Origin of the sequence: Burkholderia sp. E168m22 (assembly GCF_001319805.1) — a bacterium.
GTDB classification, from domain to species: domain Bacteria; phylum Pseudomonadota; class Gammaproteobacteria; order Burkholderiales; family Burkholderiaceae; genus Burkholderia; species Burkholderia orbicola.
The window spans coordinates 47,703-59,852 of sequence record NZ_BBSK01000096.1; the positions used below are offsets into that span (position 1 = coordinate 47,703).

General features: G+C 65.8%; 13 protein-coding genes. 5 read left to right on the top strand and 8 right to left on the bottom strand.

Translation table 11 applies throughout. From position 1 onward, the window contains the following. Window positions 1-27: 27 nt before the first annotated feature. A complete protein-coding gene (locus tag AP428_RS21720) occupies window positions 28-1,194 on the bottom strand; it encodes a branched-chain amino acid ABC transporter substrate-binding protein (RefSeq protein ID WP_011547969.1) in 1,167 nt (388 codons plus the stop codon). 180 nt (window positions 1,195-1,374) lie between these two features. On the opposite strand from AP428_RS21720, the gene AP428_RS21725 reads away from it, so the two are divergent. The 5 genes from AP428_RS21725 (at window position 1,375) to ahpF (ending at window position 5,520) form a co-directional block, all read left to right on the top strand. Then, a complete protein-coding gene (locus AP428_RS21725; protein WP_011547970.1) occupies window positions 1,375-2,271 on the top strand; it encodes a LysR substrate-binding domain-containing protein in 897 nt (298 codons plus the stop codon). A 91-nt stretch (window positions 2,272-2,362) separates the two neighbouring features. Continuing rightward, a complete protein-coding gene (locus AP428_RS21730) occupies window positions 2,363-2,581 on the top strand; it encodes a hypothetical protein (RefSeq protein WP_011547971.1) in 219 nt (72 codons plus the stop codon). Continuing rightward, entirely contained in the window at window positions 2,575-2,940 is a 366-nt protein-coding gene (locus AP428_RS21735; RefSeq protein ID WP_011547972.1) for a type II toxin-antitoxin system VapC family toxin, read from the top strand. The genes AP428_RS21730 and AP428_RS21735 overlap by 7 nt, the downstream gene beginning before the upstream one ends. 296 nt (window positions 2,941-3,236) lie before the next feature. Next, window positions 3,237-3,800 carry an alkyl hydroperoxide reductase subunit C gene (ahpC, locus tag AP428_RS21740; protein WP_011547973.1) on the top strand — a complete coding sequence of 188 codons (564 nt, stop codon included), beginning with the start codon at window positions 3,237-3,239 and terminating at the stop codon, window positions 3,798-3,800. Between the two features lie 118 nt (window positions 3,801-3,918). Next, window positions 3,919-5,520, top strand: a complete 1,602-nt coding sequence (gene ahpF / locus AP428_RS21745; protein ID WP_011547974.1) for an alkyl hydroperoxide reductase subunit F — start codon at window positions 3,919-3,921, stop codon at window positions 5,518-5,520. A gap of 95 nt (window positions 5,521-5,615) precedes the next feature. Here the strand turns inward: ahpF and AP428_RS21750 are convergent, their stop codons facing one another. The 7 genes from AP428_RS21750 to glnP all read right to left on the bottom strand — a co-directional run bounded on the left by AP428_RS21750 (window position 5,616) and on the right by glnP (window position 12,143). After that, on the bottom strand, window positions 5,616-6,449 hold the full coding sequence (locus AP428_RS21750) for a hypothetical protein (RefSeq protein ID WP_011547975.1): 834 nt from the start codon (window positions 6,447-6,449) through the stop codon (window positions 5,616-5,618). Window positions 6,450-6,605: 156 nt separating this feature from the next. Then, entirely contained in the window at window positions 6,606-7,505 is a 900-nt protein-coding gene (gene lpxO, locus AP428_RS21755) for a lipid A hydroxylase LpxO (protein ID WP_011694702.1), read from the bottom strand. Between the two features lie 205 nt (window positions 7,506-7,710). Then, a complete protein-coding gene (locus AP428_RS21760; RefSeq protein WP_011547977.1) occupies window positions 7,711-8,265 on the bottom strand; it encodes a carboxymuconolactone decarboxylase family protein in 555 nt (184 codons plus the stop codon). Between the two features lie 25 nt (window positions 8,266-8,290). Beyond that, complete coding sequence (locus tag AP428_RS21765) at window positions 8,291-9,625, bottom strand: aspartate aminotransferase family protein (RefSeq protein WP_011547978.1); 1,335 nt, start codon at window positions 9,623-9,625, stop codon at window positions 8,291-8,293. Window positions 9,626-9,640: 15 nt separating this feature from the next. Beyond that, entirely contained in the window at window positions 9,641-10,690 is a 1,050-nt protein-coding gene (locus AP428_RS21770; protein ID WP_011547979.1) for a C45 family peptidase, read from the bottom strand. A 20-nt stretch (window positions 10,691-10,710) separates the two neighbouring features. Beyond that, window positions 10,711-11,439 carry a glutamine ABC transporter ATP-binding protein GlnQ gene (gene glnQ, locus AP428_RS21775; protein ID WP_011547980.1) on the bottom strand — a complete coding sequence of 243 codons (729 nt, stop codon included), beginning with the start codon at window positions 11,437-11,439 and terminating at the stop codon, window positions 10,711-10,713. Further along, complete coding sequence (gene glnP, locus AP428_RS21780) at window positions 11,436-12,143, bottom strand: glutamine ABC transporter permease GlnP (RefSeq protein ID WP_011547981.1); 708 nt, start codon at window positions 12,141-12,143, stop codon at window positions 11,436-11,438. Before glnP ends, glnQ begins: the two co-directional genes overlap by 4 nt. Window positions 12,144-12,150 lie beyond the last annotated feature (7 nt).

A 12,150-nucleotide genomic window follows, 5' to 3' on the forward strand; every position in this document is an offset into this window, starting at 1 on the left:
TTTTTTTGTCGTTTTGTCGTTTTGTCGTTACTTGGCCGCGGTGCGCGAGCCGCCGAGCACGTCGACGACGGCCCACTTGCCGCCGCGCACCTGGTAGATCGTGAAGGCCGGGTCCTTCAGGTTGCCTTCGGCGTCGAACGCGATGCGCCCGGTCACGCCGGGCCGCACGATCGCACGAACGGCCGCGACCAGCTTCGCCGGCTGGGTCGTGCCGGCCTTCTGCGCGGCCGCGATCAGCGTGGCGGCCGCGTCGTACGCGAACGGCGCATGCAGTTCGATCGGCGCGTGAAAGCGTGCCTGGTATTGCGTGTCGAACGCGTTGCCGCCCGGCATCCGGTCGAGCGGCAGGCCCGGTTCGAGCGCCGTCACGCCGTCGCCGTCCTTGCCGGCGAGCGACAGAAAGGTCTGACTCACGAAGCCGCCCGCACCGAGCAGCGGCGCGTTCACGCCGAGCTGGCGCATCCGGCGCGCGATCGGCGCGGCCTGCGCGTCGAGGCCGCCGAAGAACACGAGATCCGCGCGCTTGCCCTTGATCGCGGTCAGCACGCCGCTGAAGTCGGTCGTCTTGTCGTTCACGTACTGACGATCGACGATCGTGCCGCCGTTCGCCTGCACGCCCTTGATGAACTGGTCGGCCAGCCCCGCGCCGAACGACGTGCGATCGTCGAGCACCGCGATGCGCCTCGCCTTCAGCGTCTTCACCGCGTACGCACCGGTGAAGTGTCCACCTGCATCGTCGTGACCCATGATGCGGAACGCCGTCGCGTAGCCCTGCTGCGTGTATTGATGACCGGTGGAGGCCGGCGCGATCTGTGGAATGCCCGCATCGCGGTACACGCGCGACGCCGGCACGCTGCAGCCCGTGTTCCAGTGACCGACGACGCCGATCACGTGCTGGTCGACGAGTTGCTGCGCGACCGCGACGGCCGTGCGCGGGTCGGACTGATCGTCGGCCGCGACGAGCTTGTAGACGACCGGCTTGCCGCCGATGGTCGGATGCTTCGCGTTCGCGTCGTCGATCGCGAGTTGCGCGCCGTTCTGCAAGTCCTTGCCGATCCGCGCGGACGGGCCGGTGAGCGGCGCGGCGAGACCGATCAGGACCGTCTGCGGAGCGGACTGCGCGAACGCGGGAACGGTGGCGACCAGGGCGGCCGCGGAGAAGGCGAGATGGGTGGAAAAGAAAGCGATTTTCATGTGCGGGGACCGGTCAGTCGGATCAAAAAAACATGAAAAATATTAAATATTCGACACTCAAACCCCAAATACCCAATTATTGGATGCTTATGCCGTTCCCGACACATTAACGCACATCACTGTAAATAAAGGGTATTTTTATGTTGTCGCTTACTCTGATTTTTCGATAAAATTCGATACATGAAAAATATCGAACAGTTGCCGCACGATCCGCCGCTGCGCGCGGTGCGTGCGTTCGAAGCATTCGCGCGTCTCGGCTCGGTCACCGCGGCGGCGGGCGAACTCGACATCACACCGTCGGCGGTCAGCCATCAGTTACAACTGCTCGAGGCGTTCATCCAGACGCCGCTGACCGTGCGCGAAGGCCGGCTGCTCGCGCTCACGGACGAGGGACGCGACTACTACCGGTCGATCAGCGCGGCGTTCTCGGTGCTGCGCAGCGCCACACGCTTCGTGCGCGATCGTTCGTCGCTGCGCCAGATCACCGTCAGCCTGATTCCGCTGCTCGGCATCGGCTGGTTCATTCCGCGGCTGCATGCGTTCCTGGCCGACAACACCGATGTCGACGTCACGGTGCTGTACGCACATCACCGCAACTACCGAAGCGATGCGTCGGATCTGTCGATCCGCTTCGGCACCGGCGACTGGCCCGGCTACCGCTGCGAGCGGCTGCTGCCGGGCGCGATGGTGCCGATGTGCAGCCCGTCGTTCCTGAAGCGTCACGGGCCGTTCCGCACGCCGGCCGATCTCGCCCGCGCGCCGCTCGTGCATGACGAGGATCGCAGCACGTGGGTCAACTGGCTGCAGGGCGCCGGCGTGCGGCACGTATCGCACGCGGTGGGGCCGATGTTCGAGGACGGCCAGCTCACGCTGAGCGCCGCCCGCGCCGATCTCGGCGCCGCGCTGCTGCGCGCGCCGCTGGTCCAGCGCGAACTGGCGAACGGCGAGCTGGTGCAACTGTCCGATCACGCGCTGGACGACGGGCGTGATTACTACCTGTGCACGCGCGAGGACGCGGACATGCCGGACGGGGCGCGGCGGCTGGCGGAATGGTTGCGGGAGATGGCGGGGATTTGAGCGGGGCACCTTGCCGCGTCGACCTACCCAAGAGCCTTGCATGCTTTCAAGGCGGCATATATGATATGCATATCATATATCGGAGGTTGCCATGAGCCGGATTCTGGTCGATCTGTCGGATGGCCAACTCGACGAGTTGGCCGTCATCGTCGAGACTCAACACCGTCCCCGCGCCGCCATCATTCGTGACGCGATCGACGCCTACATTGCCCTGAACAAGCACCGGCTTGCCGACGACGTCTTCGGTCTATGGAAAGATCGCACGGTCGACGGGCTCGCCTATCAAGAGGAATTGCGCTCGGAATGGTAAAAGCCCTTTTCGACACCAACATCCTGATCGATTATCTGGGCGGCGTGGAATCCGCGCGTGCGGAGCTAGGCCGCTACGACTATCGCGCAATCAGCATGATCTCGTGGATGGAAGTCCTCGTCGGGGCGTCCGCAAGTGACGAGGCCCCCATCCGTGCATGGCTCTCGTCGTTCAATGTCATCGCGCTCGACAGCACGGTGGCGAATCGCGCCGTGACGATTCGCAAGGAACGCCGCATACGTCTGCCCGACGCAATCGTGTGGGCGTCAGCACAAGTGAACGGGCTGTTGCTCGTATCGCGCAACACGAAGGACTTTCCCGCCTCCGAGCCCGGCGTTCGCGTGCCATATCAGATCTAAGCCGGCGTGCGCGAACGCGTGCCCTCCCCCGTCACGCCTCGGTCCACGCGCACCAGCCTCTCCTCCTGCAACTGGAACACGCGGGATGCTCGCCGCACGCCCCCCATTTGCGCTCATGCCGAGCGCGCGCCCAGCCGTGTCAACGCGTCAAAACCTCCCCGCCCCCACCCAATCAAGGGCCGGAAGCAGATAGAAAATCCCGATGCCTCGGATTGAAACAAGCAATTTCACAAGCTCAGGGTGAACCCGGATACTGGCAACACTCCACTCACCACTGACGAAAAGGAATTGTCCAGATGCCGATCATCAACACCCAAATCAAGCCGTTCAAGGCAACCGCTTACCACAACGGCGAATTCGTGCCCGTGTCGGAAGAGAACTTCAAGGGCAAGTGGTCCGTCGTCGTGTTCTACCCGGCCGACTTCACGTTCGTCTGCCCGACGGAACTGGGCGACCTCGCCGACCGTTACGCGGAATTCCAGAAGCTGGGTGTCGAAATCTACGGCGTGTCGACCGACACGCACTTCACGCACAAGGCATGGCACGACACGTCGGACACGATCGCCAAGATCAAGTACCCGCTGGTCGGCGACCCGACGCTCACGCTGTCGCGCAACTTCGACGTGCTGATCGAGGAAGAAGGGATGGCGCTGCGCGGTACGTTCGTGATCAACCCGGAAGGCGAGATCAAGCTGTGCGAAATCCACGACAACGGTATCGGCCGCGACGCAGGCGAACTGCTGCGCAAGGTCCAGGCCGCGCAATACATCGCCGCGCACCCGGGTGAAGTGTGCCCGGCTAAGTGGACGCCGGGTGCGGAAACGCTGACCCCGTCGCTCGACCTGATCGGCAAGATCTGACGATCGCTCCGCGCGCCTCGCCCGAGGCGCGCGACGGCGGGCCACGCCTCGCGCGGCCCGCGCCCTCCTCCGGCACGACGTGCCCGACCAGCATTATCAATACGGAATCCGAAACGCCATGCTCGACGCCAATCTCAAGAACCAACTCAAAGCGTACCTCGAAAAGATCACGCGCCCGATCGAACTCGTCGCCTCGCTCGACGACAGCGCGAAATCGCAGGAACTGCTGGCACTGCTGAACGAGATTGCGTCGCTGACGGATCGCGTGACCGTAACCGAACGCCGCGACGACGCCGAGCGCAAGCCGTCGTTCTCGATCGGCGAGCCCGGCAAGCCGGCGGGCATCCGCTTCGCCGGCATCCCGATGGGCCATGAATTCACGTCGCTCGTGCTCGCACTGCTGCAGACGGGCGGCCATCCGATCAAGCTCGACGACGACGTGATCGAACAGATCCGCGCGCTCGACGGCGACTACGCATTCGAAACGTTTTTCTCGCTGTCGTGCCAGAACTGCCCGGAAGTCGTGCAGGCGCTGAACGTGATGTCGCTGATCAACCCGCGCATTCGCCACGTCGCGATCGACGGCGCGCTGTTCCAGGATGAAGTCGAGTCGCGCCAGATCATGGCCGTGCCGACGATGTTCCTGAACGGTGCATCGTTCGGCCAGGGCCGCAGCAGCGTGAAGGAAATCCTCGCGAAGCTCGATACGGGCGCCGGCGAACGCGCGGCGAAGTCGCTCGAAAACAAGCCGGTGTTCGACACGCTGATCGTCGGCGGCGGCCCGGCGGGCGCGGCTGCCGCGATCTACTCGGCACGCAAGGGCATCGCGACGGGTGTCGTGGCCGAGCGCTTCGGCGGCCAGGTGCTGGACACGATGGCGATCGAGAACTTCGTGTCGGTTCAGGAAACCGAAGGGCCGAAGTTCGCGACCGCACTCGAACAGCACGTGAAGCAGTACGACGTCGACATCATGGACGTGCAGCGCGCCGACGCGCTGATTCCGGGCGACGTGCATCAGATCCGCCTCGCGAACGGCGCGGTGCTGAAGGCGAAGACGATCGTCCTCGCGACCGGCGCACGCTGGCGCGAAATCAACGTGCCGGGCGAGCGCGAATACCGTAACCGCGGGGTCGCGTACTGCCCGCACTGCGACGGCCCGCTGTTCAAGGGCAAGCGTGTCGCGGTGGTCGGCGGCGGCAACTCGGGCGTCGAGGCCGCGATCGACCTCGCCGGCATCGTGAAGGAAGTCACGCTGATCGAATACGGCGCGCAACTGCGTGCGGACGAAGTGCTGCAACGCAAGCTGCGCAGCCTGCCGAACGTGACGATCGTCACGCAGGCGCAGACGACCGAACTGACCGGCGACGGCAGCAAGCTGAACGGGCTCGTCTACAAGGATTTGCGTTCCGGTGAAACGAAGCGCGTCGACCTCGAAGGCGTGTTCGTGCAGATCGGCCTCGTGCCGAACACCGAATGGCTGAAAGGCACGGTCGAACTGTCGAAGCACGGCGAGATCGTCGTCGATGCACGCGGCGCAACGTCGGTGCCGGGCGTGTTCGCGGCCGGCGACGTGACGACGGTGCCGTTCAAGCAGATCGTGATCGCGGTCGGCGAAGGGGCGAAGGCGTCGCTCGGCGCGTTCGATTACCTGATCCGGCAGGACGTGGCGGCGCCTGCGGCCACTGCGCAGCCGCAGGCCGAAGAAGCGGTCGCCGCCTGACGGACGTCAACGCACCGGCATCATAGTTTGTCTCTCTTGGCCCCGCATGCTTTGGTCGGCGTGCGGGGCCCTTTTTATGCCGAATACATTCGCGGTTACTTGGTCGTGGTCGTGCCGCCGTCCGCCGGCACGGGCGCCGTCGACTTGAAACTGCTCGACTGCCTGACCAGTTGCTCGGTCATCGCGGCCGCCACCGGATTCGCGCCGGACGACGAACCGCCCTGCCGGTACGAACCGGTGCTCGCCGGCATCGAAGAGATCGACGACATCGACGGCGGCGGCAACGACGGGTCGAGCTTCGCCGATTCCCTGACGAGCGCGGCCGTCTCCGGCGTTTCGGATTTCATCGCGGCCGGCGGCGCGGCAGCGGCGGCGTGGCGTTCGAGGCCGTCGCGCTTGCGCGGCGCGCGTTGCGTGACCTGTGCGCGTTGCGTGGCCTGCGCTGGCGCAGCCGACTGAGCGGGTTGGACCGATTGGGCGCGTTGAACGGCCGCAGTCTGGGCCGGAGCCGCGGCCGGCGCCGGAGGGGTCGAATCCTCCGGGTTCACCGTCACGACGTTGACCTTCGGCGGTGGTGCGGCCGGTTTCGTCACCGGTTGCGGCTTGTCGCTGACGACCGGCACCGGTGCAGGCGCGGCGTCGACGCGCGCGGTTGCGGCCGGCGCGGGCGTGGATGTGGTTGGTGCGGGAGGCGGCGCGGCAGCCGCCTGCTTCGGCGCCGTCGCGGCGGCCGGTGCCGGCGGCGCGATCGCGCCCTGCACTGCGTGATCGTTGCCTGCGGGCGCCGCAGCAACAGGCGCGGCCGAATCGCCGATGCCGGCGTCTTCGATCGCACGGTGGTCCGCGCGCAGCAGCATCACGTACGCGGTGCCGGCCGCGGCTACCAGCAGCCCGCCGGCGATCATCATGGTTTTACGGGTACTCGTCATGCTTGCTCACCGACATATCGATGTGAACAAGCCATCATACGCGGCCAATGCGCGTTGATCTCGTACGAATACATTTGGTTGCATTGATGACAGCGCACGGCCATCGGCGCCGCGCCGCACTATCGTCAGACGGAAAAAACCGCCCGCGCGCGCCCGTCAGATGCAGAAGATCGCGACCGCGATCCCGCCGAACAGCAGCCACTTGACGATGTAGTACACGGTGCGATTCCACGCCTTCAAGCGCTTGCCCGCGCGGCGAATCGCATACAGGTACCGGAACGCACGATTGAGCCCGCCCGTGCGATCGCCCGTTTCGTTCGGCGACGCGGCCGCGCGCATCAGCAGTTGTCCGAACGCATCGTTGACGCGCTGCGCCCAGCGATATTTCATCGGGCGATCGATGTCGCAGAACAGGATCACGCGATCGTGGGCGGTGCGGTTTTCGGCCCAGTGCAGGTACGTCTCGTCGAACATCACGGCCTCGCCGTCGCGCCATGTGTACGACTCGCCGTCGACGACGATCCGGCACGCGTCGTCGTTCGGCGTGTCGAGCCCGAGGTGGTAGCGCAACGAGCCCGCATACGGATCGCGATGCAGCCCGAGCGTCCCGCCCGGCGGCAACTGCGCGAACATCGCCGCCTTGATCGACGGAATCCGCGACAGGATCTCGACCGAGCGCGGACACAACGCCTGCGCGGACGGATGCGGCGCGTCGTACCACTTCAGGTAGAAACGCTTCCAGCCGTGGCGAAAGAACGAATTGAAGCCGATGTCGTTGTACTCGCCCGACGCCTTGATCCGGCTCGCATCGCGCAACGCGAGCGCTTCGCGGCGGAACGTGCGCCATTCGCGCTGCAGCTCCGCGAGCTCCGGAAAGTGCTCCGTGTCGAGAAACGGCGTGGTCGGCACCGACGAGAACGCATACGAAAAGCAGTTCAGCGGTGCGGTAAAGGTCGAGTGGTCGGAGAGTTGCCTGAACAACCGGTGCCGAACCTTGCCGCGCCGATGCGTGTACACGACACACGCAATGAACACGATCAACAGGACCCAGCGCATCGATATTTCCCCCATAGCTCTTTTGAAGAAATTCTAGAGACGGGGAAAATTTCTTGCTCTGACGGTGAGATCGCATGTGTGGGTCTCGCAACGGACGAGATGGCCAATCGATCCGTGCCAAAACGCCGAAAAGCCCGTATATACGGGCTTTTCGAGCAATCTGCATGCATGCGCGACAGGCTACCGACGCACGCGCCGGCAGCGATTATTCCGGAAACGGCAAATCAGTTTGTCCGTCTGCGCGCATATCGAACGTGTTGAGCGTCATCGCCACGAGCGCGTAATAGCCGAGCAGCGCGACGAGATTCACGACGGTCTCGTGGCCGAAGCGCGCCTGTGCACGCGCGAACGTCGCATCGCTCACGCGGCGCGTGTCGTACAGCTCGGTGGCGAACGCATGGATCAGCGCATCGTCGTCCGATTCGAATACGGGCGCGACGCCGCGGCGGATCGCGTCGGCCGTTGCGGCCGGCACGCCGGCCTCGAGCGCGATCGGATGATGGATGTGCCACTCGGCCTGCGAGCGCCAGCGCGCGGCCGTCACGAGAATCGCGAGCTCCGACAGGCGCAGCGGCAGCCCCGTGCGATAGCGGCAGAACGCGCCGAGCTTCTGCGCGTGCTGGGCCAGCTCGGGGCTCGCGATCCAGCCGAGGAACGGCCCGTTCAGGTTGCCGCGCGGGCCGCTGAGGATGTCGGCGAGCACGGCCTTCTGTTCGTCGGTGGCCGATGCGGGGTCGAAGGGAGGCAGTCTGTCTGTCATGGTGAGGATTCGATGAGATCGGGGTTCATGCGCCGGCCGACGCGAGCGCCGCGCCGATCGCGCCGGACAGCCGCTCGACGATCGTGTCGATCTGCTGCGCGGTGCACACGAACGGCGGCGCGACCAGGATGTGGTCGCCGTGCACGCCGTCGATCGTGCCACCCATCGGATACACCATCAACCCCCGCTGCATCGCTTCGCGCTTGACCGCCGCATGCAGCTTCAACGCGGGGTCGAAGGTCGCCTTGGTGTCGCGATCGCGCACGAGCTCGACGCCGACGAACAGCCCGCGGCCGCGCACGTCGCCGACATGCGGATGCGTGCCGTAATGCTCGCGCAACGACGCACGCAGTTGCTCGCCGCGCGCCTTCACGTTGTCAAGCAGCTTGTCTTCGGCGATCACGCGCTGCACTTCGAGCGCGGCCGCGCAGGCGGTCGCGTGGCCGAGGTAGGTGTGACCGTGCTGGAAGAAGCCCGAGCCGTCGACGATCGTTCGATAGATACGGTCGCTCACCAGCGTCGCACCGATCGGCTGGTAGCCCGCACCGAGCCCTTTCGCGATCGTCAGCAGATCGGGCGCGACGTCGTCTTCGTCGCATGCATACAGATAGCCCGTGCGCCCCATCCCCGACATGATCTCGTCGAGAATCAGCAGCACACCGTACTTGTCGCACACCGCGCGAATCTTCTTCAGGTACGTGCGCACCGGCGGCACCGCGCCGGCCGTCGCGCCCACTACCGTTTCCGCGACGAACGCCGCGACGTTTTCCGCGCCGAGTTCGACGATCTTCCGTTCGAGCTCGTCCGCGAGGCGCTGCGCGTACGCTTCGTCGGTTTCCCCCGCCTGCTGGTCGCGGTACGCATAGCACGGGCTCACGTGGTGCGCTTCGATCAGCAGCGGCAGGAACGGCTCGCGCCGCCAGGCATTGCCGCCGATCGCGAGCGCGCCGAGCGTGTTGCCGTGATAACTCTGGCGCCGGGCGATGAAATGACGGCGCTGCGGCTCGCCCTTCTCGACGAAATACTGGCGCGCGAGCTTCAGCGCGGCCTCGATCGCCTCCGAGCCGCCCGACACGAAGTACACGTGGTCGAGCCCGGCCGGCGCGGCGTCGACGAGCCGGTCTGCCAGTGCCTCGGCCACGTCGGTCGTGAAGAACGACGTATGCGCGTAAGGCAATTGCTGCGCCTGTCGCTTGATCGCGTCGATCACGCGCTGGTTGCTGTGCCCGAGACACGATACGGCCGCGCCACCGCACGCATCGATATAGCGTTTGCCGGTCGAATCGATGATCTCGATGCCGTCGCCTGCGACGGCAACGGGCAAGGTGGCGCGCGGGGCGCGATGGAAAACGGTCGTCATGCGTGGCCTCATGGATCAGGATGCGCGGTGTGCGCGTCCGGACGGCACGATACGCGTCGCGAAGCGCTGCGTGCCGTGTTGATGGACAGTGAAGTCGATCGCGGTGTCATGAATCTCGAACACCGCGGTCGCCAGCGTGTTCTCGTCGTCGGGATCGGCCGGATCGTCGCGGTAGATCGGCAGCCCTTCCGGCGCGCGATCGCCGAGCACGCTCAGCAGCGCGGCTGCGTCGATCGTATCGATGCCCGGCGTCAGCGTATCGACGCGGCGCTGGCGGTCGGCCGACGACTGCGTGACGATCTGCGCTTCCGCGTCGCAGCCGGGATGCACGAGATGGTTCGCATGGCCGGCCAGCCGCGCGACGTCGACGATCGAGCAGCGTGCGACGCTCGCCTCGATGCTCAGCAAGCGCGCATCGCCGGTCGCCCCGAGCGTGTGATGAAAGCCGCTCGCGCGCGCATGCGATCGCAGCACGTCGGCGGCTGCGTCGAGCGACGTCGCGTCGAGCACGGCGCGCGCGAGGATCATGCGCGGCACGCCCGGCGCCGGCGTGCGGATTCGCAGGTTGTTGATCGCCTGCGCGATGCCCGCGCGGTTCGCGGCAAAGGTATGGCCCGGCAGCGATCCCGGGTAGTAGAAACTGATGAAACCCGGCTTGCCCACCGGCTGCACGTCGACGAGCAGGCAGCGCTCGCGCAGGTACGGATCGCCGTCCTCGTTGTGCGCGATCCAGCGCGTGCCGTTCGCCTCGCGAGCGGCGAGCGTCGTGCAGCCGTCCGGCGCGTTGTGGATCAGCTCGCCGCGGCAGTTCCACAGGAAGATGTCCTCGGCCGGCCAGCCGATGCCCGCCGCGATGCCGTCGAGCTCCGCGACGAGATCGGGATACGCGGCAAGCGCGGCCTGCCGCAGCACCGCGACGAACGGATGACCGCGCCAGCGGCGCACGGCCTCCCATGCGCTGCTCTGCTGCATGTACGCGTCGAATACCGGGCGGGCAAGCTCGCCCAGGCGCACGCCGATGTCGAACGGCGTGCCGGCGATGACGGGGGAAAGGGAAAGCGGCATGTCGGCGGGTTCGGTTCCGTTCAGGATACGTGTTTCAGGAATTCCTTCAGGCGCGGCGTCGGCGGCCGGTCGATCAGGTCGACCGGATGGCCGTCCTCGGCAATGCCGCCCTGATCCATGAACAGCAGCCGCGTGCCGACCCGCTTCGCGAAGCCGATCTCGTGCGTGACGACGATCATCGTCATCCCTTCGGTCGCGAGATCCTGCATTACTTTCAGCACTTCATGGCGCAGTTCCGGATCGAGCGCCGACGTCGGCTCGTCGAACAGCATCAGCCGCGGCCGGATCGCGAGCGCACGCGCGATCGCGACGCGCTGCTGCTGGCCGCCCGACAGCTCCGACGGGTAATGATTCGCGCGCGATTCGAGGCCGACCTTGTCGAGCAGCGCCATCGCCTGGTCACGCGCGTCGGCGCGCGACGCGCCTCGCACCTGCATCGGCCCGAACATCACGTTCTCGAGGGCGGTCATTTGCGGGAACAGGTTGAACTGCTGGAACACCATGCCGGCTTCGAGCCGGATGTTGCGGATCGTCGTCGCGTTGCCGCGCACGCTCTGGCCGTCGACCAGCAGCTCGCCGCCGGTGATTTTCTCGAGCGCGTTGATACAGCGCAGCATCGTCGACTTGCCCGAACCCGACGGGCCGACCACGACGACCACCTCGCCCGCGTCGATCTTCAGGTCGATGTTCTTCAGCACCGGCACGTGGCCGAAGCTCTTCGACACGTTCTGGAATTCGATCATGCTCATAAGATACGCATCCTCTTCTCGACGATCCGCAGCGTCAGCGTCATCGCGCCGGTCAGTATCAGATAGATGACGGCCACCGCACTCCAGATCTCGACCGCCTGGAAATTGCCCGCGATGATTTCCTGCCCCTTGCGCGTCAGTTCGCCCACGCCGATCACGATGAACAGCGACGTGTCCTTCAGGCTCACGATGCACTGGTTGCCGAGCGGCGGAATCAGCCGCCGGAACGCCAGCGGCCCGACGATCTTCAGCAGCACGCGCGGCATCGACAGGCCCATCGCGAGCCCCGCCTCCGTCAGCCCCTTCGGGATCGACAGCAGCGCGCCGCGCACCACTTCCGCGAGATACGCGCCGGAATTCACCGTGATCGCGATGATCGCGGCCGTCAGGCCGTCGATGCGGATATGCGCGAGCAGCGGCAGCGCGAAATACAGGAACATCACCTGCACGACGATCGGCGTGCCGCGGATCAATTCAATATAGACCTGTGCGAGCACGTTCATCGCCTTCGGTCCGTATGCGCGGAACATGCCCGCGATCATCCCGACGATGAAACCGCCCACCAGCCCCAGTAATGCGATGAACACCGTCAACCGGACCCCGTCCATCAGGTCCGGCAACGCCGCCCAGATCGCCGACCAATCGAAATTCACTTGTCGCTCCCCGTTCGATTCAAGACCGGCGCGGCCACCCGGCCGCGCCATGGCGCGT